General features: G+C 52.5%; 21 protein-coding genes and 1 pseudogene. 18 read left to right on the top strand and 4 right to left on the bottom strand.

Annotated elements, in window-relative coordinates; genetic code table 11:
* Nucleotides 1–6 precede the first annotated feature (6 nt).
* Genes MKY48_RS19340 through MKY48_RS19330 form a run of 3 tightly spaced genes read left to right on the top strand, consistent with a single transcriptional unit; the run spans nucleotide 7 to nucleotide 5,379 of the window.
* The gene (locus MKY48_RS19340) at nucleotides 7–774 is read left to right on the top strand and encodes a 3-oxoacyl-ACP reductase family protein (RefSeq protein WP_339290413.1); all 768 of its coding nucleotides are present in this window, start codon (nucleotides 7–9) and stop codon (nucleotides 772–774) included.
* An 8-nt stretch (nucleotides 775–782) separates the two neighbouring features.
* Nucleotides 783–3,026 (top strand): heparinase II/III family protein, encoded by a 2,244-nt coding sequence (locus MKY48_RS19335; protein WP_339290412.1) that lies wholly within the window; start codon nucleotides 783–785, stop codon nucleotides 3,024–3,026.
* The gene (locus MKY48_RS19330; RefSeq protein WP_339290410.1) at nucleotides 3,010–5,379 is read left to right on the top strand and encodes a DUF4962 domain-containing protein; all 2,370 of its coding nucleotides are present in this window, start codon (nucleotides 3,010–3,012) and stop codon (nucleotides 5,377–5,379) included. Before MKY48_RS19335 ends, MKY48_RS19330 begins: the two co-directional genes overlap by 17 nt.
* A 172-nt stretch (nucleotides 5,380–5,551) precedes the next feature.
* Here the strand turns inward: MKY48_RS19330 and MKY48_RS19325 are convergent, their stop codons facing one another.
* On the bottom strand, nucleotides 5,552–6,439 hold the full coding sequence (locus MKY48_RS19325) for an AraC family transcriptional regulator (RefSeq protein ID WP_339290408.1): 888 nt from the start codon (nucleotides 6,437–6,439) through the stop codon (nucleotides 5,552–5,554).
* Nucleotides 6,440–6,626: 187 nt separating this feature from the next.
* Here MKY48_RS19325 and MKY48_RS19320 point away from each other — a divergent pair, with 187 nt between their 5' ends.
* The 11 genes from MKY48_RS19320 (at nucleotide 6,627) to MKY48_RS19270 (ending at nucleotide 18,236) form a co-directional block, all read left to right on the top strand.
* On the top strand, nucleotides 6,627–7,667 hold the full coding sequence (locus MKY48_RS19320) for a Gfo/Idh/MocA family oxidoreductase (protein ID WP_339290406.1): 1,041 nt from the start codon (nucleotides 6,627–6,629) through the stop codon (nucleotides 7,665–7,667).
* A gap of 539 nt (nucleotides 7,668–8,206) precedes the next feature.
* Nucleotides 8,207–8,446 (top strand): hypothetical protein, encoded by a 240-nt coding sequence (locus MKY48_RS19315; protein ID WP_339265575.1) that lies wholly within the window; start codon nucleotides 8,207–8,209, stop codon nucleotides 8,444–8,446.
* Nucleotides 8,440–8,769, top strand: a complete 330-nt coding sequence (locus MKY48_RS19310) for a hypothetical protein (RefSeq protein WP_339290404.1) — start codon at nucleotides 8,440–8,442, stop codon at nucleotides 8,767–8,769. Before MKY48_RS19315 ends, MKY48_RS19310 begins: the two co-directional genes overlap by 7 nt.
* Entirely contained in the window at nucleotides 8,717–8,914 is a 198-nt protein-coding gene (locus MKY48_RS19305) for a glycoside hydrolase family 88 protein (RefSeq protein ID WP_339293529.1), read from the top strand. Before MKY48_RS19310 ends, MKY48_RS19305 begins: the two co-directional genes overlap by 53 nt.
* 164 nt (nucleotides 8,915–9,078) lie before the next feature.
* Nucleotides 9,079–10,944 carry a 3D-(3,5/4)-trihydroxycyclohexane-1,2-dione acylhydrolase (decyclizing) gene (gene iolD / locus MKY48_RS19300; protein ID WP_339290402.1) on the top strand — a complete coding sequence of 622 codons (1,866 nt, stop codon included), beginning with the start codon at nucleotides 9,079–9,081 and terminating at the stop codon, nucleotides 10,942–10,944.
* 184 nt (nucleotides 10,945–11,128) lie between these two features.
* Complete coding sequence (gene iolE, locus MKY48_RS19295; RefSeq protein ID WP_339290400.1) at nucleotides 11,129–12,025, top strand: myo-inosose-2 dehydratase; 897 nt, start codon at nucleotides 11,129–11,131, stop codon at nucleotides 12,023–12,025.
* Nucleotides 12,026–12,294: 269 nt separating this feature from the next.
* Entirely contained in the window at nucleotides 12,295–13,308 is a 1,014-nt protein-coding gene (gene iolC, locus MKY48_RS19290; RefSeq protein WP_339290398.1) for a 5-dehydro-2-deoxygluconokinase, read from the top strand.
* Between the two features lie 251 nt (nucleotides 13,309–13,559).
* A complete protein-coding gene (locus MKY48_RS19285) occupies nucleotides 13,560–15,005 on the top strand; it encodes a CoA-acylating methylmalonate-semialdehyde dehydrogenase (protein WP_339290396.1) in 1,446 nt (481 codons plus the stop codon).
* 24 nt (nucleotides 15,006–15,029) lie between these two features.
* Nucleotides 15,030–16,061, top strand: a complete 1,032-nt coding sequence (gene iolG, locus MKY48_RS19280; protein ID WP_339290394.1) for an inositol 2-dehydrogenase — start codon at nucleotides 15,030–15,032, stop codon at nucleotides 16,059–16,061.
* A gap of 213 nt (nucleotides 16,062–16,274) precedes the next feature.
* The gene (gene iolB, locus MKY48_RS19275; protein ID WP_339290392.1) at nucleotides 16,275–17,075 is read left to right on the top strand and encodes a 5-deoxy-glucuronate isomerase; all 801 of its coding nucleotides are present in this window, start codon (nucleotides 16,275–16,277) and stop codon (nucleotides 17,073–17,075) included.
* 150 nt (nucleotides 17,076–17,225) lie between these two features.
* Nucleotides 17,226–18,236: a LacI family DNA-binding transcriptional regulator gene (locus tag MKY48_RS19270; protein ID WP_339265559.1), complete on the top strand. Its 1,011-nt coding sequence runs from the start codon at nucleotides 17,226–17,228 to the stop codon at nucleotides 18,234–18,236.
* Nucleotides 18,237–18,445: 209 nt separating this feature from the next.
* Here MKY48_RS19270 and MKY48_RS19265 read toward each other — a convergent pair whose 3' ends face one another.
* Nucleotides 18,446–18,715 (bottom strand): helix-turn-helix transcriptional regulator, encoded by a 270-nt coding sequence (locus tag MKY48_RS19265; RefSeq protein WP_339290390.1) that lies wholly within the window; start codon nucleotides 18,713–18,715, stop codon nucleotides 18,446–18,448.
* A gap of 67 nt (nucleotides 18,716–18,782) precedes the next feature.
* Between MKY48_RS19265 and MKY48_RS19260 the strand changes: the two are divergent.
* Nucleotides 18,783–19,061 (top strand): annotated as a pseudogene (locus MKY48_RS19260) (beta-glucuronidase); the annotation flags it as partial.
* Nucleotides 19,062–19,132: 71 nt separating this feature from the next.
* Nucleotides 19,133–19,723, top strand: coding sequence for a TetR/AcrR family transcriptional regulator (locus MKY48_RS19255; RefSeq protein ID WP_339290388.1), 591 nt, complete (start codon nucleotides 19,133–19,135; stop codon nucleotides 19,721–19,723).
* Nucleotides 19,724–19,863: 140 nt separating this feature from the next.
* Here the strand turns inward: MKY48_RS19255 and MKY48_RS19250 are convergent, their stop codons facing one another.
* On the bottom strand, nucleotides 19,864–20,844 hold the full coding sequence (locus MKY48_RS19250; protein WP_339290387.1) for an NADH:flavin oxidoreductase: 981 nt from the start codon (nucleotides 20,842–20,844) through the stop codon (nucleotides 19,864–19,866).
* A gap of 170 nt (nucleotides 20,845–21,014) precedes the next feature.
* Here MKY48_RS19250 and MKY48_RS19245 point away from each other — a divergent pair, with 170 nt between their 5' ends.
* On the top strand, nucleotides 21,015–21,428 hold the full coding sequence (locus tag MKY48_RS19245; protein WP_076321743.1) for an Lrp/AsnC family transcriptional regulator: 414 nt from the start codon (nucleotides 21,015–21,017) through the stop codon (nucleotides 21,426–21,428).
* 159 nt (nucleotides 21,429–21,587) lie between these two features.
* On the opposite strand, the gene MKY48_RS19240 is transcribed toward MKY48_RS19245, so the two are convergent.
* Nucleotides 21,588–22,196, bottom strand: coding sequence for a TetR/AcrR family transcriptional regulator (locus MKY48_RS19240; RefSeq protein ID WP_339265552.1), 609 nt, complete (start codon nucleotides 22,194–22,196; stop codon nucleotides 21,588–21,590).
* 225 nt (nucleotides 22,197–22,421) lie between these two features.
* Between MKY48_RS19240 and MKY48_RS19235 the strand changes: the two genes are divergently transcribed.
* Nucleotides 22,422–23,180: an SDR family oxidoreductase gene (locus MKY48_RS19235; protein ID WP_076321741.1), complete on the top strand. Its 759-nt coding sequence runs from the start codon at nucleotides 22,422–22,424 to the stop codon at nucleotides 23,178–23,180.
* The last annotated feature ends 132 nt before the right edge of the window (nucleotides 23,181–23,312 follow it).

Below are 23,312 nucleotides of genomic sequence, written 5' to 3'. Positions count from 1 at the left end.
ATCAATATGCATATTAACTTATCGGGTAACATCGCATTAGTCACAGGTTCGAGTGGAGGGATTGGTCGTGCAGTTGCGTTGAAGCTGGCAAGAAGTGGGGCTAAGGTAGCCCTAAACTATCTGAGCAGCAAGGATGCCGCTGAAGAAGCCGTAGCGGAGATTCGAGGTTTTGGCGGTGAGGCTCATGCATTTCAAGCAGACGTTACGCATGTGGAGCAGGCAGAGGCGCTCGTAGCTGAAGTAGAGAAGGCATTCGGCGGCCCGGTTACGATTCTGGTTAATAATGCAGGGCATTTGGTTGAGCGTCTGGCGAATGCGGAAATGACCGAGGAGCTCTACGACAAGGTCATGGATGTAAATATGAAAAGCACGGTATTCGTGAGCAAAGCCGTCATTTCGGGGATGAAAGCGGCCGGTCAAGGCCGTATCGTGAACATGACTTCCGTTGCGGCGCACAATGGCGGTGGACCGGGCGCAAGCATTTATGCAGCGAGCAAGGCTGCCGTCCTGAGCTTTACCAAAGGCTTGGCGAAGGAGCTCGCTTCAAGCGGAATTAATGTGAATGCCGTATCCCCCGGCTTTATCGGGCAAACGGCGTTTCATGCGACGTTTACCCCGGATGATGCGCGAAAAGCAACGATCAAGGGTATCCCGCTAGGCCGAGAGGGCATCCCGGACGATGTCGCCGGCTCTGTGCTGTTCCTCGTCTCGGAGCTGTCTTCTTATATAACGGGGGAGACGATCGAAATTAACGGCGGTATGTTCATGCGATGAGGGATTGGATGAAGGTCAACGCGAAGTCGAAATTCTATCCTTGGAGCGTGCAAACGATCGATATCCTGAAGGCCGAGCTCGATCAAGTCATCGACCGGAGGCTGGATGTTCCCGTTGATCCAGGCGGCTGGTGGCACCAATACGTGTGTCCCGAACATCACACGGAACTGGTGTTTGATCCGCTGGAGGCGGACTGCAGCACCTTTCGTTGTCCGTATGGCTGCGAAGTGGAAGGAGAACCGTACAGGGGGGCGTGGCTGGTATTCAAGCATCAGGCCATGGCCCGATACGTCCTGCAATCTGCCGCCGTCTATGCCGGTACCGGAGAGAAAGCTTACGCCGATCTTGGAAAAAAGTTGATTGTCCGCTATGCGGAGCAATTTCCGCTATACCCGGTACATCCTGATGCCCAGCCCTGGATGCTGAAAGGGCGGGCATTCCATCAGGCTTTGACCGAGGCCATCTGGGCCACGACATTGCTTCGCGGCTACCTGCTGCTGGAGGATGCGCAAGTGTCGTTCGACGAGGCTGATCGCCGGAAGATTAACCGGTTCTTGCACATGCTCGACAGCAGCATGACAGAGTATCATCATATTTTGACCCGGGAGCGCGGAAATCCCGAGAACAACTATACCGCCTGGCTGATTGCCGCGCTGTTCAGTATCTATGCGGTACAAGGCGAAACGGAGAAGCTGCGGCAGCTGGTCGTGAAGGAAGGCGGCCTGCGGCATCATCTAAGCATTGCCGTCAGGCCGGATCAGCTTGAATTCGAAGGCAGCATTTATTACCACGTATTCGTACTCCGTGCTTATCTGATTGCTGCGGAAATGGGGAGCCGGGTTGGTGAAGAGCTATTTTCCCTGAGAGGAGAGCAAGGCCAATCCATGCAGGGCATGCTGACGGTACTGGTTCGATTGGCAGACCCAAACGGCTTCCTGCCAGCACTTCACGACGGTCCTTATTGCAGGGCTCCTTATGCGCGAGAAATTGCCGAGATTGCGGAAATCGGTTTATCCGTATTTGGAGACAAGAGCTATCAACGACTGCTAGACAATGTGTATCGTGAACTGAATGGAGAAGCCGGCCGGGTTGGCATGCTGGAAGCTCTGTTATACGGAACGGGCCATTGGGATGGAAGATCCGGAGTGGCTTCTTCTGAGACGAAGGGTTCTCATAGGGAGACAGCGGGAGGAGTATGGGAAGTAGGGGACATCATCGAAGTACGAGTTACACGAGAAGTCCAAGAAGCAGGCGATGCAGAACATCCAAACCAAGCAGGTAATGAACTTGAAGGTAATGAAGCATGGGACATCGAAGGCAGAAACGAGAATGACTTGTCCGATCTGTGTACTCCTACCGTCTTTCTTCCTCACAGTGGACTCGCCCTGTTGAAGTCGTACCATTCGAATGGGCTTCAGGCGTTAGTCGATTTTGGCCCTCATGGAGGATCACATGGTCACTTCGATAAACTGAATCTGATGATTCATGTCGGGAACCAGCCTCTTTCACCAGACCGTGGAACCGTACCGTACGGTTCGATCCTGAAGAAGGATTGGTATCCCCATACAGCCTGCCACAATACCGTCTCGGTAGGAGGCCGTTCCCAGAATCCGGCAGAAGGCAAATGCATACGGTATGAATCCGCTTCAAACCGTTCCTATATTTGGGTGCGGGCCGATGAGGCCTACGATCAAGCCATTCTGGACCGACATTTGATATTGACGGAAGAGTGGCTGCTGGATTGGTTTGAAGTGGAATTGGATGAACCGGCAGTCGTGGATTGGTGGTTCCATTACGTTGGCATGGGACAGCTGAGCGGACTTCAAAATGCTGATCAGGGCCGCGTTAAAACGGATCTTGGAAACGAAGATGGATACGCATATGTAAAAGAGAGGTGCACCCGCGTCTTGTCCCAGGATGGCTTGCAATTCAATCTCCACATTGCCAATGCATCAGGGCCACTGGCGGTAATCTCATTTATCGCCTTCGAGGGTATGGAATGCTCACAGGTGGAGTCACCTGGGCTTGCTGACGATCCCGGCCGCCTCATGGAAGGAATCCGGCTTCACCGATTAGATTCGAAAGCCCGCTTCATTGCCGTTTACCGTACCGGCACCGAGCCGCTCACATTGGAATGGAACCGGTCGGGAGATGGGGATTGGCTCAGCCTGTCCGATGGAAGGACCGCGAGAAGCTTCACGATGACCAACAACGGGTTGAAGGAGAGGGTACTCGATGAAAACCTTGTTTGAACCGAAAAGCGGATTGTTGTCCGTGCCATATCAACCGGATGAAGAGAGTAAGCTGCTTGAGAATCCTCCTCGTTTCACCTGGATGCCGGGACAGCTGGATAACGACCGTTATATGCTGCAAATTTCGACCTCGCCCTCGTATGAAACTGAAGCGACAACAACGATATCGCCGATTCCCTATAACTTATACACGCCGGAGCAACCTCTGGAGCCGGGTACTTATTATTGGCGATATGCCTTGCTGACCGGGGAGCAAGTGGAGGATACGGCAGACTTGGACCATGACCGTTCTTCTTGGAGCCAATCCCGAATGTTTCATGTCCCGGAGGGGCTGCCCGAGACTCCCCTGCCTGGCAGAGAGGAAAGGTACGAACGCACGCATACCGGTCATCCGCGGTTGTGGCTGGACGAACAGGGGATTGAGGCGTTCCGGGAAGGTCTCCGAAAGGATGAAAATTACTGCGGCTGGCGCGCTTTTTACGAGAAATCGGTCCTTCCGTGGCTGGATAAGCCGTTAATTCCGGAACCGGAACGTTATCCCGGCAATAAGCGTGTCGCCAAGCTGTGGAGAAAAATGTACATGGATTGCCAAGAAACGTTGTATGTTATCCGGCACTTAAGCGTGGCAGGGGTCATTTTGCAGGATGATGTTTTAATAGCCAAAGCGAAGACTTGGCTGCTCCACGCGGCCCGGTGGGATACGGAGGGAACAACATCCAGAGATTATAACGATGAAGCCGCGTTTCGGATGGTTGGTGCACTTGCATGGGGATACGACTGGCTCCACGATTACCTCAGCGCAGAGGAGATTGATCTCGTCAGGGGAGCTCTTCTGCGACGTACGAAGCAGGTGGCCTTCCATGTGATGGAGCGCTCGAAAATCCATCATGTCCCTTATGACAGCCATGCTGTTCGTTCGTTGTCCTCCGTGCTTGTCCCGGCCTGTATTGCCATGCTTCATGAAGAGGCTGAGGCACAGACATGGCTGGATTACACGCTGGAATACTACGCCTGCCTCTATTCGCCTTGGGGCGGAGAAGATGGAGGCTGGGCCGAGGGGCCGCTCTATTGGACAACGGGCATGGCATTTGTGATCGATGCGCTCAATCTCATTCGCAACTACGTATCCATCGATTTCTATCAACGGCCGTTCTTTGGGCGCACGGGCGATTTCCCACTCTACTGCAGCAGTCCGGATACGATCCGGGCCAGCTTCGGGGACCAGTCCTATCTCGGCGAACCCGTCAGTCTGAAGACGGCTTTCAATATTCGCCAGTTTGCAGGCATTACAGGGAATGGATTATATCAGTGGTATTATGAACAAGTAGTTAAGGCGGATACGGACGCCGACTCCAAGTTTTACAATTACGGCTGGTGGGATTTCCGCTTTGACGATATGCTGTATCGGCATGATTACCCTCAGGTGGAAGCTGTTTCTCCTTCTGTTACCGTTCCGTTTTCTATAGATAACGTCTCGGAAGCGAAGGATGGAACCATCCAAGCCGTCAAATGGTTCCGCGATATTGACTGGGTGGCGATGCATCACCGCATGGATGATCCGGATGAGCATATTATGCTGCTTGCAAAGAGCAGCCGTTACGGTTCCATGAGCCACAGTCACGGTGACCAGAACGGATTCTTGCTGCACGCGTATGGCGAACCTCTCGCAATTGAAAGTGGATATTACATCGCTTTTGGAAGCACGATGCATATGAACTGGCGGAGGCAGACGCGTTCCACGAACAATATTCTCATTGATGGCCATGGTCAGTATGCGGGAAAAGATAAGGTGCTTTGCATCGAAGCCAGCGGAAAGGTCGAGCAAGTTGATGCGTCATCGGGTTATGGGTACGCCCGTATGAACGCTACGCAGGCCTATCGGGAGAATGTCCCTTATCTGGAGCGGTATGTGCGCGAGATCTATTTTTTTGACGAATCTTATTTTGTCATCGTGGATACGGTGGATCTTGCCAAGCCAGCCAGCATCGAGTGGCTGTTTCATACCCTGAACCGGATGAAGCTGTCCGGGCAGACGTTTCGGGTGATGGGCAGCAAAGCGGAAATGGAAGGGCGATTCGTGTACTGCTCATCCGGCGACTTGTCGCTGAATCAGCATAATCAGTTCACCGATGTCGACCCCGAAGAAATCGATGGACTGGATAATCAGTGGCATCTGCATGCTGAAACGAAATCAGCCGCAAGCCATCGCATCGCGACCCTCCTGGTTCCCATGAGGGCACAAGAGAGTAAATACGTCTCGTATTTTCTGGACGATCAGGACCATGGGGTTCATATCTATTTCACGAATGAGGATGGGAACACCAGAAAGGTGGAAGTGCCTAAGGCATATTAGGTCTTAGAGGCGCTGATTTGATCCAAAATTCACAAAAAGACTCTGCTTCAGCGAAAGCTGCTGCATGTGGAGTCTTTTTTTGCATATTCGTCACCATACTTATGATTCAGCTGGCGTTTCGTACAGGTCATGGCCGCAGATCGTTCGTTAAGGAGTGTTCTGGAACCCGGATCTATAACTGCCTAGCCTGAGAAGGCGTCATGCTCTTGTACTGTTTGTACAGCTTAGTAAAATAATTCGGGTTGCTGCAGCCGACGATGCCGGCAATCTCCGTGATGGTTAACGTCCGTTCACGAAGCAGCTTCTCCGCTTCATTCATCCGGGTCAGGTTGACGTAATCGACGAATGTGCGCCCTGTTAAACGCTTGAACATTTTGCAAAAATGAAACGGATTCAAACCGACCTCTGCAGCAGCGGTCTCTACCGACAATTTCTCACCGATGTTGCTCTCGATGTGCTGAATGAGTTTTTTATAACGATCCCGATTCGCAAAATACGGCTCGGCCGACTTCTCCGTGAACTGTAAGGGCATGAATGTACGTGCCAGCAGAACGAACAGTGTGTACAGCTTGGATTTGGCAATGAGCTCATAGGCCGGACGGCGGGCAACAAGCTCTTCAATGATTTCATCCAGCAGCGGATAGCAGTCTGCGCCAGCAGGGTGGTTCTCGGCAGGCTTGACTGGGAAACGGAGCTGGCCTTCCATATAGGGAGCGACATAACGCACATGAATCGGATCATGGAGGAAATCGTTAAAGAGGGATGCATTCACCACGACACAATCAAATCGCACGTGGCCATCTTCAAGGGCATATCCCACGTGCAGGCTGCCGCCGGGAATGATGATTATTTCTCCAGCCTTTACGTCATACGGAGTTGTATCAATATGGAATACCGCGTGCCCTTGGCGCATGCTAATAATCTCAAAGTGTTCATGCCAGTGGAGATACAGGATACAGTCTTTCGTTTTGGCATGGGAGCAGAAGTTATTAAATACCTGCACAGGATAGGCTTTATAGTCTAGTCTCGTATTTTCATGAAGCTCTTTTGGATTGGACATGTGAATTCACCTCGGACCGCAAGATAAGAGTGGTAATGCACAAGGTTGTATAGAGAAATTGTTGAGTTTCGCCATTATAATGAAGTTGCTTCATTTACATTAAGCCAATATTGGAATGATGACAACGGGTTAGGATGTGAAATTGTAAGCGGTTTACAACATTATGACGTATTCAGGGGGAGTTAGCATGACCACGACATTTAAAGTTGTGATAGCAGGATGCGGCAGTATGGCGAATACATGGGCGGAATATGCGAAAGGGCGAGAGGACGTTGAAATCGTGGGCCTCGTGGATATCCAGGAGAAATTTGCAAAGGCATTTGCCGATCGGCATGGACTTTCTTGTCCCCTATACACCAATATTACGGAGGCCCTTACTTCAAGCGAAGCGAATATCGTATTTGATGTGACCATTCCCGCCAGCCACTATGGGATTAGCACAGCAGCGCTTAAGCACGGGTGTCATGTATTCAGCGAAAAACCGTTAGCGGAATCGATGACGGAATGCCTGGATATCGTGAGGCTCGCAGAGTCGGCAGGCAGAACCCATGCCGTCATGCAAAACCGCCGATTTGATCCGCGAATTCGGGCATACAAGGATTTGATTGAAGGTGGAGTGATTGGAAAGCCCGGGTTCATAGGGGCGGATTTTTTCCTTGGCGCCCATTTTGGCGGGTTTCGGGACCTGATGGACAGTCCCCTGCTGCTTGACATGGCCATTCACACCTTCGATCAGGCCCGAATGATCAGCGGAGCCGATCCGGTATCCGTGTACTGTCAGGAGTTTAACCCGCCGGGTTCCTGGTATGCCGGTAACGCGATGGCGATATGCATCTATGAAATGTCGGACGGCTCCGTGTTCAATTACCGCGGTTCCTGGTGCGCCGAAGGAGCCCAAACCTCCTGGGAAGCCGCATGGCGCGTAACGGGAGAGAAAGGAACGGCGATCTGGGACGGCCATGATGATATTTATGCGGAGATCGTGGCGGAAGGGGATCAATCAGGAAACTTTATCCGGAAGTATGAACGGATTGAAGGGACGCTGCCCGAAATGGAGAGGACCGGACATCACGGCTGCCTGGAAAATATGTTTCATGCTCTCGAAGCAGGCATCAAGCCGGAGACGGATTGCAGCGATAACGTCTACAGCATGGCGATGGTGCTGGCTGCCTTGGAGAGTGCCAAGACGGGACGGAAAGTCTTGATATCGGAGTTCATGAAGGGTTGAAGGGAACGAGTGAGTAGCCTTAGGACATTTTGATACAACTTTGGCCTTGGCTGGACGGTAGCCTGCTCATGCAGGTGTTGTTGGGGACGAAAACATATTGGGTAAATGAAGCCGCGGATTCGCGGCTTTTTTGTTTTAAGTACCGTGTTGAGAAGATGATAGACTGTACCTGCTTTTTCGGTGCGAATGATGCATGAAGCAGGAAGAAACCGATTGCATTCAAGTGTTAGAGATGGAGAGGACAGTATTCGTAAAATCTTGCTCTAATAACATCGTCTGAGTTGGTTTCTCGAATCAGAATGACCATGGTGTAAGGTAAAAGATGCCTTTCAGGAGTCCTTCCTTTGGAGTCACCGCTCTTCCATTGAGGGACAAAGCCGTGCTACAATATAGCACAAGCATAAGTAAAACGCTTAACCTGGAAAAACTGGTATCGCAAGCTGCTTTCCTATTTCCCCATTTTCCTTATCACCATTACGCTTATCGTGTTTCTTTCTTTTATTATGTTTAACAAGGCCTCACGCGAAGAGGCGGCCAAGGTGAACGGTATATCCACCAGATTTATTATGGAAGACCTTGACCGCTCCATCCATGCGATTGAGATGAACGTGCTGAACGAAGTGGAGGCAAGTTCCCTATATTCAAGCTATCTGTTCAGTACCCCGTCATCCGACCAGAATCTGATGTACTCCCTGGTGAAACGACTTCGCGTGCTGCAAACGGACAGCGACTTGATTGATCAGTCTATTTGTACTGTCATTCGGATCAATCAGTGCTGACCACCAGCGGACAGAGTTCCCTCTCATCGTTTCCGGACCGTTCTTTTATCGAGCACGCCGCGAAGGAGCACGATTATCGGGGTTCGTCGGCCGTACGCTCCATGACGGGTCTGGGGGAGAACGAACCGAAGCAGGTCGTCTCCATGTACAAAAATTTGCCGCTCCCCTTTGGAAGCCAGGGTCTGCTGGTGATAAACGTCAGATTGTATCAGTTGGAGCAGATGATTAATCTGATAATAAATGACAGCGTTTCCTTTTTGAAAATTCTGGATTCCAGCGTTCGCCGATATCGCCATTCGGGCATGGCAGGGGCTGACCGGTAAAGCTAACGATCGCCGCGGGAGCGTGCACGGGGTATGCAGCGGGTCCCGTTATTCCTTTACCGGGGATTATTACAAGCAGGATCTGCTCATGGTGGCGAATGACAATTACGGGACCGGCATCATGATGCTGGCGGGGGTATCATAAAATTGAAAGGCATGCTGGGCGGCCAGTAAGGCATACACTTTCTGTAAAGCGCTTAACTCTTAGATGGTTAAGCGCCTCGATCCAACAGGTTAAGCGCTTAATTCACATTAAGTTTTATCCATAGGATGCAACGACGATGAAAAGCTGAAAAGGAGATGAACCGGTTGACGACGACACGATTAACGACGGCACAAGCACTGCTGAAGTTTTTGGATGCACAGTATATTTCTGTTGATGGAGTGGAGACGAAATTCGTGCACGGGGTGATGGGGATATTCGGACACGGGAATGTAACCGGTCTTGGCGAGGCCTTGGAACGAAGCTCGGGAGAACTGGTTTATGTTCAGGGCAAAAACGAACAGGGCATGGTGCATACCGCCACGGCATACGCAAAGCAAAAAAACCGGCGGCAGATATGGGCCTGCACCTCGTCCATCGGACCCGGTGCGCTCAATATGGTCACCGCCGCAGCTACGGCAACGGTGAACCGCATCCCGGTACTCCTGCTGCCTGGTGACAACTTTGCCTGCCGCCAGCCTGATCCGGTGCTGCAGCAGATTGAGGCCCCGTCGGATTACACCGTGTCGGCCGCAGATGCATTCAAGCCAGTGAGCCGGTATTGGGACCGGATTTCCCGGCCGGAGCAGCTTATCGCGGCCGCCCGGCAGGCGATCCGCGTGCTGACCGATCCGGCGGAGACAGGGGCGGTTACGCTGGCGCTGCCTCAGGACGTGCAGGCAGAGGCGTACGAATATCCGGATTCGCTGTTTGAGAAAACGGTACACGTCATCGACCGCCGCCCGCCGTCGGCGGAAGGACTGAAGCGTGCGGCGGCACGGATTGCAGCCAGCAAGCGTCCGCTCATCATTGCAGGAGGAGGCGTGCACTACAGCGATGCTGCCAAGGACCTGGCTGTATTTGCGGAAGCTTTCGGCATCCCGGTCGCTGAAACGCAGGCCGGCAAAAGTGCGCTTTCCTGGAAACACCCCCTGAACCTCGGCGCCATGGGCGTAACGGGCTCGCTGGCGGCGAATCGCATCGCCGCGAAGGCTGATCTGATTATCGGCATTGGCACCCGGTATTCTGACTTTACAACGTCCTCCAAATGGGCGTTTCAAAGGGAGGACGTATCGTTCCTGAACCTGAATGTCAACAGTGCGGACGGCGCCAAGCTCGGCGGCGAAGCGCTGATTGCCGATGCGAAGGAAGGGTTGAAAGCGCTGCATCAGATGCTGTCTAGGGACGGCTATCAAGCGGGTTACGAAGAAAACGAGCTTGCCAGTTTGAAAGCAGAGTGGGACAGCGAGGTGGACCGGCTGTACGCTGCCGAGCATCCGGACGGCTTGCCGCAGACGAGAGCCCTTGGCGTCATCAATGAGGTCATCTCCCCATCTTCCGTCATCGTCTGTGCGGCAGGCAGTCTGCCGGGAGACTTGCACCGGTTATGGAGACCTTCCGAACCGAAGACGTACCACATGGAGTATGGCTTCTCCTGCATGGGGTACGAGGTGAGCGGCGCCTTGGGTGCGGCCCTCGCGGAGCCGGACCGTGAAGTCTATGCGCTGGTCGGCGATGGCAGTTACCTGATGATGCATTCGGAGCTGGTCACCAGCTTGCAGGAAGGGCGGAAGATAACGATTTTGCTGTTCGACAACCACGGTTTCCAATGCATTCATAATCTGCAGCGGAGCAACGGCAGCGACGGGTTCGGCAATGAGTTCCGACGCCGCGAAGAGGGGACTGGTCGCTTGACCGGAGAGTACATCCCGATTGATTTTGCCGCGCACGCGCGTGCGCTCGGCGCTAAAGCCTACAAGGCCAACACGCCGGAGGCGCTGCATGAAGCGCTGCTCCTGGCGCTGAAGGAAAACGTGACAACGCTGATCGAGATTCCGGTCGTTCCGGGAACGAACACCGACGGTTATGAGTCCTGGTGGCGCGTAGAGGTGCCGGAGGTGTCGGCCTCAAGCAAGGTGGCCGAAGCGCAGCGCCAGATGGCGGTCCGAAGCAAGGAAGCAAGGCCCTACTAACGACTGCAGCAGCAAAGCAAGTAAGATCTTGCTAACGACCGGAGTAGGGGGCAATATGAAGCCGGCTCGAGGCAAGGCGGGCAAGGAATGGCTATACAAGTGCCTCGAGCAAGGAAGCTGGTTCGATTGAGGGATCTGGACAAGGAAGCAAACCCCTGCTAAACAAAGCAAAGGAGCGATGGTAATGAGTGACAGGCTGTTCAAGCTAGGGATTCATCCCATTAACTGGGTCGGCGAGGACGTTAGGGAGCATGGAGACGACACGACGTTTGAGATGATTGTGGATGATATTGCGGCTTTGGGTCTGACAGGCACGGAGATGGGAAGGAAATTCCCCAAGGATCGGGCAGTGCTGAAACGGGAGCTGGATGCGCGCGGCATTCAGTTGGTCTCCCAGTGGAAGTCGGTGCTGTTCTCCGATCCCGACAATCGCAGGCAGGAGCTGGAGGATTACCGACGGCACGCGGAGTTTCTGGCCGGGTTCGGCAGCAAGGTGATCAGCACGGCGGAGGTAGGGGGATCACTTCACTTCGATCCCCGCCGGACGCCGAATGAGAGCATCGTTCTCCGTCTGGATGACACCGGATGGGAAAGCCTGGCGGAAGGACTGAACCAGGCTGGAGAGATTGCGGCAAGCTACGGCATGAAGCTGGCTTATCATCATCATGGCGGCACGGTTGTGGAACAGCCGTACGAGATCGACCGGCTGATGTCCATGACTGACCCTTCGCTGGTGTCTCTCCTGTACGACACCGGTCATGCCTATTACGGGGGAAACGACCCGTTGGAGCTGCTCCGCAAGCATTATGACCGGATCGCGTATATCCATCTGAAGGATATCCAGCTTGATGTGCTGGAACAGGCGCGCCTGGACAACTGCGATTTCGTAAGCTGTATCCGCAGAGGCGTGTTTACGGTTCCTGGCGACGGATGCATCGATTTTGCGCCGATTATCGGAGAGCTTGTTGAACGCGGCTATGACGGCTGGGCGATGCTGGAGGGTGAGCAGGATCCTGTGCTTCATCCGGCCAAGGAGTATGCTCAACGGGCGATTGAATACCTGGACGGCCTGGAGACCTGACGAAGATGCACGGCTGAAGCCACGGCTCGAGGGTCGAGCCAGGCTCAAGGCGATGCGACTGAGTTTGAGGGTGGAATCGTAACATACTTATCGGACAAAAGTAAACTCATTCAAGTGCGGGCGGAGCGATCTGGGAGTGTCTACCGGTTGGAAGTATTTTTGAACTGTAAGTATTACGAGAGCTGCAAATGATTACGGCCATTAGCGAACGGAGTCATGCAGTCATATGAATGCTCAGCCGCGGCCGATCTGATCAAGGAGGTTTATCCATGAGTGAAATCACGTTCAATAACGCAAAACCGATGGATTTTGTGGCTGTAGGGAGGCTGTGCATCGACCTGAATGCCAATGAGATTAACCGGCCGATGGAGGAAACGACCACGTTTACCAAATATGTCGGAGGATCACCCGCCAATATCTGTATCGGGATGGCCCGCCTGGGCCTGAATACAGGCTTCATCGGCAAGGTGGCGGACGATCAGATGGGGCGTTTTATTACAAAGTACCTCGAAGATAACCGGATTACGACGAAGGGCGTGACAATCGATCGTACGGGAGCCGTAACGGGTCTGGCCTTTACCGAGATCAAGAGCCCGACCGACTGCAGCATTCTAATGTATCGCGACAACGCTGCGGATTTGCTGCTGGAAACAGGGGACGTGAGCGAGGAGCTGATCGCCTCCGCCAAAATGGTACTGATCTCCGGAACCGCGCTCGCGGCTAGTCCTTCCCGGGAAGCCGTGTTTCTGGCTCTGGACTATGCCAAGCGCCACGGCGCCGTGATCGCGTTTGACCTCGATTACCGTCCGTACACATGGAAATCCCCGCAGGAGACGGCAACCTATTACAATTTAGCGGCGGAATCATGCGACATTATCCTCGGCACGCGCGAAGAGTTTGACATGATGGAGCAGTTCGGGGGCAATCCGGAGCGCAGCGATCGCATCACGGCGGCCAAATGGTTTGATTATAACGCCAAGATCGTGATTATCAAGCACGGCAAGGAAGGCTCCATCGCATATACCCCAGGCGGTGCCAGCCATACGGCTCGGAGCTTTCCGGCGAAAGTCATCAAGACGTTCGGGGCGGGGGATTCATACGCTGCCGGCTTTCTGTACGGCCTGATGCAGGGCTGGACCATCGAGCGCTGCATGGAATTCGGCAGCGCGGCGGCTAGCATCGTCATCTCTAGCCACAGCTGCTCCGATGCGATGCCGACGAGCACGGCGGTTCACGATTATATCGAGTGCTGCAAGCGAGGCGAGATTACTGCCAATACCTGAGTTTAGTCCATGGTTAGGATTTTATTGAGATCTATCAATACTGAGATTTCGCCCGTTCATAAGATTTCGTGTTTTTGAGATAAGGCCTGTTTTGTGATTACCCTTGTTCGTGAGATTACTCCTGTTCTTGAGAGTGTATTCTTTCTAGGAATCTCACCCCTTCTTGTGATTTTGCTAATCTTCATTTCTTGTAGAGCAGAGCATTCATTTTTTCTATCTTTACTGATCCAATCGAAAGGGGCAAACCAGCCATGACGCAAACCCTGAGCAATTATATCGACGGACAATTCGTTCCATCCCGATCCGAAACAACTGATCCCGTATACAATCCGGCAACGGAAGAGATTCTTGCTTACGTCCCGCTATCCACGAAAGAGGAAGTGGATCAGGCCGTACAGGCGGCCGCCAAAGCGGGACGTACCTGGGCAAAGACGGCCGTGCCTCGCCGCGCGCGCATTCTGTTTAAGTATCAACAGCTGCTCGTGGAGCACTGGGAGGAGCTGGCGCGCCTGATTACGGCGGAGAACGGCAAAAGCTATGCCGAAGCCTACGGCGAGGTACAGCGCGGCATCGAGTGCGTGGAGTTTGCCGCCGGTGCGCCTACGCTGATGATGGGCAAGCAGCTTCCTGACATCGCCACCAACCTGGAGTCCGGCATGTACCGGTATCCGATCGGCGTAGTGGCGGGAATCACGCCGTTCAACTTCCCGATGATGGTACCGTGCTGGATGTTCCCGCTCGCCATCGCTTGCGGCAATGCGTTCGTGCTGAAGCCGTCGGAGCGCACGCCGCTCTTGGCACAGCGTCTGGCGGAGCTGTTCGCCGAAGCCGGTCTGCCGGACGGCGTCCTGAACGTCGTTCACGGCGCGCATGATGTGGTCAACGGCATTCTGGAACATCCCGGCATCGCCGCCGTATCCTTCGTGGGCTCCCAGCCGGTGGCGGAATATGTGTACAAAACCGCTTCCTCCCACGGCAAGCGCGTGCAGGCTTTGGCGGGGGCGAAGAATCACAGCATCGTGATGCCGACTGCCGATTTGGATGGGGCCGTGACCCAGATCGTCAGCGCGGCCTTCGGTTCTGCCGGAGAGCGCTGTATGGCCTGCTCCGTCGTCGTGGCCGTGGGCGACGTGGCGGAACCGCTGATGGAGAAGCTGAAGCAGACGGCCGATGAGATTACCATCGGCAACGGAGCGAACGAAGGCGTTTTCCTTGGGCCGGTTATCAGGCAAGCTCACAAGGAGCGCACGATCCGTTATATCGAGGCGGGCGAGCAAGAAGGTGCCAAGCTGGTGCGCGATGGACGAAGCGACGAGGCCGTGAGCGGTGACGGATATTTTGTCGGACCGACGATTTTTGATGAAGTGACCAGCGAGATGAAGATTTGGAAAGACGAAATTTTCGCCCCGGTGCTGTCCGTCATGCGGGCGGAATCGCTGGAGGAAGCGATTGAAATCTCCAACCGCTCGGACTTCGCGAACGGGGCCTGCCTGTTCACGCAGGATGGCAGCGACGTGCGCCAGTTCCGTGAGCATATCGATGCCGGCATGCTTGGAGTCAACCTCGGCGTTCCAGCGCCGATGGCGTTCTTTCCGTTCTCCGGTTGGAAAAATTCTTTCTATGGGGATCTGCATGCGAATGGAACGGACGGCGTGGAGTTCTATACTCGCAAGAAAATGGTAACAGCGCGCTGGTAGCCCTTAAGCAGAGGAGACGTTCATATGAAAACTATTAATATCGGCATTATCGGTGTTGGACGAATCGGCAAAATCCATGCGGATCATCTGCTGCGCACGCCTGGTGCGAAAATTGCGGCCATCAGCGATTTGTTCGCCGACGACGAGCTGAGGGCCTGGGCCGCGGATCGCGGCATTCCTATGGTTACGACTAATAGTAACGATATCATGGAACATTCGGATATCGATGCCGTGTTGATCTGCTCCTCGACGGATACGCATGTCCCGCTGATCAAGCAGGCTGCGGCGAACGGCAAGCATATTTTCTGTGAGAAACCGGTCAGCATGAGCGTGGATCAGACCCGCGAGGCGCTGGCGGCCGTGGAAGCGGCCGGCGTAAGTCTGCAGATCGGCTTCAACCGCCGGTTTGACCATAACTTCAGCAGGGTTCAGGAGATTGTGTCAGAGGGAAGAATCGGGGAAACGCATCTGATTAAGATTACTTCGCGCGATCCTAGCCCGCCCCATCCGGATTACATTAAAGTGTCCGGCGGGCTGTTTATGGATATGGCCATTCATGATTTCGACATCGCCCGTTTTCTATCGGGCAGCGAGGTGATCGAAGTGTACGCCCAGGGAGCGGTACTGGTGGACCCTGCCATCGGAGAGCTGGGCGACATCGACACCGCCCTCACAACGCTGCGGTTTGAAAGCGGAGCGCTTGGCGTCATCGACAACAGCCGCAAGGCCGTCTACGGTTATGATCAGCGGATCGAGGTGTTTGGCTCCGGAGGCAGCGTATCCGCCGATAACGACTATCCAAGCACCGCTGTTATCAGCGGTCCGGACGGCGTCACCCGCGACAAACCGCTGTATTTCTTTCTGGAGCGGTACAAGGAAGCGTACATGAACGAGACGCGGCAATTTATCGAAAGCTTGCAGAACGGCACCCCGGTGCCGGTCAGCGGCCATGACGCCCTTCAAGCAGAGCTGATCGCCCTGGCGGCCAAGCGTTCGCTGCAGCAGGGCCGCCCGGTAAAGCTGGCCGAGCTCACCACCGGCATTTCGGCAGGCTAAATCTGGAGAGGCTGTAATTGGCAGCATGATGTAGGGAGATGCCTAAGCTGGCTGAACAAGAAGATATAACCGTTTGTATTCGCTAAGTATCTGCTTGAAATCGGTATATGAGAAGCTGTTGCCAAAGCGCTGGAATATCTTGCTCAAACGGGAGAGCGTATCTATTGAAACTACATCATTAACAGACCAAATCCATAAAAGAGGAGGAACACCATGCCGAACTTAATTGTACCCATAACGACGCCGGACCTGGACGGGCGCGTGCTGTCCATTACGCCGGAAAGCGCAGGCTGGGCATATGTGGGCTTTGAAGTATTTCGTTTAAGGGAAGGACAGACGCTGAGCCGAGCCACGGGAGATCAAGAAGCGGCTCTTGTTCTGTTAACCGGGCGAGCCGACGTGAAGGCAGGGGGAGAGAGCTGCGACAACATTGGCAAGCGCATGAGCGTGTTTGAGAAGACGCCTCCCTATACGGTTTATGTGCCATCACAGAAACAGTTCGAGGTCACGGCATTAACCGAAATGGAGCTGGCCGTGTGTCTTGCCCCGGGGAAAGGTACTCACCAGGCCCGTCTCATCGCGCCGGAAGATGTCGGCGTGGAGAACCGCGGGAGCGGGAGCATGTCGCGTCTAGTGCATAATATTTTGCCGGAGCAAAAGCCGGCGGATAGCCTATTGGTGGTCGAGGTGTTTACGGATGGGGGCAACTGGTCCAGCTACCCACCGCACAAGCATGATCGCGATGAGCTGCCGGAGGAATCGCTGCTGGAGGAAACCTACTACTACCGGGTTCAGCCGGAGTGCGGTTTTGCCGTTCAGCGGGTCTATACCGATGACCGTTCGCTGGACGAAACGATGGCGGTCAAAGACGGCGAGGCCGTAATGGTGCCCGAGGGCTACCATCCGGTATCCGCGCCTCCCGGGTATGATGTGTACTATCTGAACGTCATGGCGGGGCCGAAGCGAATATGGAAATTCCGGAATGATCCGGATCATGATTGGCTTATGAGATAAAGCAAGCTAAGTCAGGGAACGTGCTATGGACCAGGATCCTAGGTGTGCATGTCTGCAGGCAGTATTAACGACAAAACGGCCTTGCGTTAAACGAGATGAAAGCCCATAATAAATTGAAATAGCCAAAATTAAACAAATGGAGCACAAGGGATGATAAGAGCGACTATTTATGACGTTGCGCGCGAAGCCGGCGTTTCCATTGCTACCGTCTCTCATGTCATGAACGGCAAGGGCAAGATCAGTCGCGAACGTCGTGAGGAGATTCTGGATATCATGCAGCGCCTGAATTATCGGCCGAACGCGATTGCCTCAGCCCTCGCCGGCAAAAAAACCTATACCCTGGGATTGCTCGTCCCCGACATCTCCAACCCCTTTTTTGCCGAGATTGCACGCTCGGTCGAGGATCACGGGCATCAGCTTGGATACAGCGTGATCATCTGCAGCACGGACAACCAGGAAGAGAAGGTAAAACGCTATGTCAGCCTGCTGAGGCAAAAGCAAGTGGATGGCGTTATTATCGGTACGGGCGTATCCCATGGTGAGCTGCTCAAGCCGTTTCAGGAGCATTCGCTGGCTATAGCGCTTATCGCCCGGGACAATCCGGCACTTGGAGCCAGCAGCGTTCGGGTTCATGACTTGGAAGGGGGCCGTCTCGCTGCTGAGCATCTGCTTCGCCTCGGTCACCGCAGGCTGGCCGTACTTGCCGAGCATGAACGGGTGACGAGCAGCAATGAGCGGGTAAGGGGTTTTGTCGAAGCTGCCGCCTCGTTCGGTTTAGGGCTTTCCCCCGACTATATTGCGGCCTGTGACCATAAGATCGAGGACGGATTCAGACGAGCCAAAGTTATGTTGGAGCTGGAGGAACCGCCTACTGCGCTGTTTTGCTGCAACGACATGCTGGCGATCGGCGCCCTACAGGCGATTCGCGAGCTCGGGCTGCGCGTTCCTGAGGACTGTTCGGTCGTCAGCTTTGACGATACGATTCTGGCCCGAGTAACAGATCCGCCGCTCACTGTTATTGCCCAGCCGATGGAACAGATGGGCCGCCTGGCGGTGGACCTTGTGGTCAGGAATCTGGCCAGCCAGGGAGAACCTGTACAGCGCATTGTGCTCCCCCCGGAGTTGATCATTCGCCGATCCACGGCCCCGCCACCGGGATAAAAAATCTTCTGGAGACAATAGGTTACAAAAAAGAATCATTTTCTAGTTAAAACGGACAACAGAGTCGTTATCAATGGGCATTGGCAGTCGATTTGCTGCTATCTGCTAAATAACGTCTCTAAAGTCCGTTTTTGGTTTAGAATTTTATTTCGATTACATAAGGTTTTCTTAGATTCGAAAGTACACGCCGAGACACCAATTAGCAACCGTTACAGGGCTGAATGATCCGCATCTTTTGAGGTTTTGCGGAACTCCGCGGGTGCTATACCTTTGTACTTGTGAAATGCTTTACTGAAATGAAATTCATCATGAAATCCGCATGCGTTAGCGATAAACCTCAGGGTATACGACGTGTATGCCAAGTAACGCTCTGCATGGCGCATACGGATGTCGGTCAGGTAGTCCTTGGGAGAAACATGCAGATGCTTCATGAACAGCTTTCGCAAATACGACTCCGAAATGGCATGTTTCTTAGCCAACGCTCCAATATGAAGCGGATCGGCGTAATGGTCCTCGATGTCGGTTTTAATCCGCTGATAAACCTCAGGGGACGGGTTCTACGGATTCCGCAGTCCGAATCGGGAGAAAGGCTCTGAGGAACGGCAGGCCGATATTATCGCGAGCAATCTGAAGGCATACATGGAGCGCGAATACATATCCGGGATGTTTATATGGCAATTTAGCGATTGCCGAGTGACGGAAGGGCTTGGATGGCTGCTGAATCGTTCATGCACGCGGAACAGCAAAGGTATTGTAGATGAATATCGTCGTCCGAAGCAGGCGTATGAAACCGTTCGACGAATCTTTTCGGGGGAACCCGGGTAATATTTGACTGAGTGGTACATAAACCCTATACTTTTAGGTAACAAAGATCATGTTCAAAAGGGATGAGGGGAATGACCACGAACGGAAGACCGCGTGAGTTCAAGAAGGAAGCTGTCATTGATGCTGCCACGGACGTATTCTGGTCCAAGGGTTATGAAGCGAGTTCCACGCAAGAGCTGTGCGAGAAGACAGGGCTGGGTAAAGGGAGCCTGTACAATGCGTTCGGCAGCAAAAATGAGTTATTCGAGCAGGTGCTTCAACGTTACAATGATGAAGGCCTGGAGATATCCAGAGAGATTCTGGGCCGGTCCATCCCGGTTAAGGATAGGCTGCGCGCCTTGTTTGAATGGGCAATCGGCATGGATTTTTCGGACCCGAACCACCGCGGCTGCATGGCGGTTAATATCAGTATGGAACGGGCTGGGCGGGACCCGATGGTTGAACAGATATTCGGGCAATATATTTATGATCTTGAGGAAGACTTGATCAGCGTGATGGAAGAGGCGATACAATCGGGGGAAATTCCGGCTGAACGCTCTGCGAAGCAGCTGGCTAGCTTATTCTTAAGCAGCTACTATGGACTGCGGGTGATGAACTCCGCTACGATGAATCGCGAGCTGGCCGATCGAATCGTCGAAAGTACACTCGACGTTATTTTCTAGATTATAGATGAAATTGATCGGTATTAAAGAAAAGGCCGTATCCAAGGGTGGTTCAAACCTACCTACCTTTGTGGATGCGGCCTTTGGCTTTCTTATTGAAGTGCGCAAATAAACGAATATATGTCACTTGAGATGGAGTATTAGGCTAAGGACAGCATTTTTTCACCGAAATTGGCATCCTCCAGCAATGGGCGGCCGATGGCTATCATATCTGCTATCTCATCTGCTAGAATGAAATTGGCGAACGCTTGGGTGCGGATATTGCCGACCGCGATCACCGGTATTTTTACATATTGTTTGATCACTGCAGCATAAGGTGTTTGGTAGCCCTCCGGTGTGGCTAAAGGTGCAGCAGGAATGAGCCCGCCCGAAGATACGTGCACGGCATCCAGTTCGGATTCCAGGTACGTCAAGGCGAGTGCAACCTCTGCTGGTGTCAGGCCGCCATCGGCAAAGTCGGATGCAGAAACCCGCAATTGCACCGGGTAATTGATCCCTACTTCGGTTCGGATGGCCCCCAGAACTTCTTGGATCAATCGGACTCTGTTCTCCAGGCTTCCTCCATATGTGTCTGTTCGCTGATTTGACAGCGGAGAGAGAAACTGGTGGAGAAGATGACCGTGGGCGGCATGAAGCTCGATTCCATCAAAGCCAGCCTGCAGGCTTCGATGAGCAGCCATCCGGAACTGTTCGATGACTGCGTTAATGTCGGCTTGGGACATCGTTTGTGGCAGTCCATATTCATCGTCGTAGGCAATCGAACTAGGGGCTAATCTTTTTTCGGTGACGCTGGGCCATGCTTTTCTGCCGGCGTGGGTCAATTGGATGAAGATGGGCGTTCCTTTTGAATGGACCTCATCGACAATCCTACGTAATGGAGCCGTATGCTGTTCGGTATATATCCCGATATCATCCGGGAACAGACGGCCATTTGCGGACACCACGGTAGATTCGATAATGATTAAACTGACATGTTCTGCCCGTTCACTGTAAAATTTCACATGATGATCGGTTGCATAAGAATCCGGCGTTCCCTGATTTTGCTGCATAGGAGCCATGATCATTCGGTTCTTCAATTGTACCGTTCCGATTTGTATAGGATCGTGCAGGTTGATTGTCATTGTATATTCCTCCTTGAATGAATGCTTGTTAACCTAGCTCTATTGTATAAATCATAGCCCTATAGTTACAGATGAAACCCAATGAATCCCTACCGTATTACTTTGAATTTATAAGCGTTTCGCACATCCAACTTTGAAATTGAATTTGGGTAAGACAGAGGAGTGTAATCATGGATCAGATTGATCTTCAAATCTTGGAGCTGTTAAAAAACAATGCAAGAATCTCCTTCTCCGAATTGGGGAGAAAGGTCAATATGACGCAGCCTGCGGTATCCGAACGTGTGAAGCGTCTGGAGGAGAAGGGCGTAATTACGGGGTATCGTGCGGTTCTATCTCCTGACAAAATGGGGAAAGGCGTAACGGCCTTCATCCTGATTCAAGCCAGTCATTGTGACCGGCTGACGGCATTCGCCAAACAGTCGCAGGAGGTCACCCAGATTTATCAAGTCAGCGGACAATACAATTTTCTTATGAAAATCGAAACTGCTTCCATGAAGTCTCTCGAAGCCTTCATCTATGATTGCAGCGAGTATGGACATACAACGACCATGACGGTTCTCTCCACTCCTCTGGAACAAGAATAAGAATATCCGCGGGAGATAAGACTGGTTCACGATCTGGACCGGATCGGCGACAGAGGGCTTTGTAAGAAAAACCGTTAATTCAGCAACCAAAACCATCAACCCGTTCAATTTGCGTTTTGAACGGGTTGATGGTTTTTCTACGTTATCCGCTCATTGATTTCAAGTAAGGTCCGTGCGCTTAATCTGTGTTCTTACGCTTCTCGGCCTCCAGTTGATCATGAGAACCAGTTGATCTCTCATATAAGGGACGGGGTATTGGAAATTGTTCTCGATCCAGTGGAATACCAGGCCTAGTAAGGCGTGCATGTTGTAGATGATGAGTAGTTCATGGTTGAGTTCTCCCCTGGGGTAGTCCAAATCCTCCATGGCGATTTGTTTTAATGCCGAGAACATTTTATCCCGGACAAGGGGTAGAACATCGCTTTTGAATAAGGCCGTATATACGTCTGCATTTTGGTGAATATAATCAAATATTTTTACCGCATTGGCAGGCAGCTCATCGATATGAAACACGTCGACTTCCCCGTAAGGAGCCCTGAAGGATGCGATCAGCTCCTCCATTAAAGGAGTCAGGATATCATCGAGAAGAGCCTCTTTGTTGTCGTAGTGGGTATAGAAGGTTCCTCGATTGTAATTGGCTAACTCTACGATTTCCGTAATGGAAATGCTGGAAAAGCTCTTCTGCGAGAGGAGTGATAGAAGCGCTTGCTTTAAAGCTTCTTTGCTGCGGACGATGCGACGATCGGTCATTTTATTGCTTGTTTGCATAGATTCGATTCCTTTCGGTTAAAAATATAACGAATTTAATAGTTAAAATATATACAATTTTATGATTTTTGTTCGGTATCGTACATTTCCACGCTTTTTAATGATTGTGACCTAAATCATACTACGATTATACTAGAGTTGACATATGTCGTGTATTGTACAGTTGTTGATTTGTTGTCCCTGGTTTCCAAAATGATATCACAACCAATTATGGGGGTATGGAACTTGAGATTATCTGGTAAAGTTGCGATTGTTACAGGTGCTGCTTCCGGTATGGGAAAAGCGACAGCGGAACTGTTTGCTGCCGAAGGCGCAAAAGTTGTCGTGTCTGACCTGCGTCTTGAGGCGGCGCAAGCCGTTGTTGACGAAATTACAGCAAAAGGCGGCACGGCCCTGGCACTGGTAGCGAATGTGGCCAAGGAAGAAGATGTGCAGCAGTTGGTTGATGCTACTGTTAATGCATATGGAACGCTTGATATTTTGATCAACAATGCCGGCATTATGGACAACTTCGTACCGGCTGCGGATCTAACGGATGAGTTGTGGGATCGCGTATTTGCCATCAATACAACAGGACCGATGAGAACTATTCGTAAATCATTGCCAATCTTCCTGGAGAAAAAGAGCGGGGTCATTGTCAACATTGCTTCTGCTGGAGGGCTTATGGGGTCCAGAGCAGGTGCAGCGTATACGGCCGCTAAGCATGCTGTTGTCGGATTAACCAAAAATGTCGGTTTTCAATATGCAACGCAGGGAATCCGGTGCAATGCGGTTGCTCCAGGCGGCGTCAGCACGAATATCGGAACCACTCTAAACGCGCCGAATTCGTTTGGTATGGAAAGAGCTATGGCTGGTATCAACCTGAACCCACGGGCAGGGGAACCGGAAGAGATCGCAAAAGTGGTATTGTTCCTGGCTTCAGATGAAGCCAGCTTTGTAAATGGTACTGTTGTTACAGCTGATGCAGGATGGACTGCCTATTAATAAGCATTTGCAAGCGCTAGGGCTTTCTAAAGGATACCTCCTTTAGGAAGCCTTGTTTTTTTGCTGCGACATGAGGGTTGAAACTTTTCTAACTCGTAAATAAACCTTTACTATTCTACACAACCTAAATCA

It is taken from the genome of Paenibacillus sp. FSL W8-0187 (genome assembly GCF_037969755.1).
GTDB lineage: Bacteria > Bacillota > Bacilli > Paenibacillales > Paenibacillaceae > Paenibacillus_AQ.
Note: the sequence above shows the minus strand (reverse complement) of the source record. Positions and strands in the feature narration are given on the sequence as shown.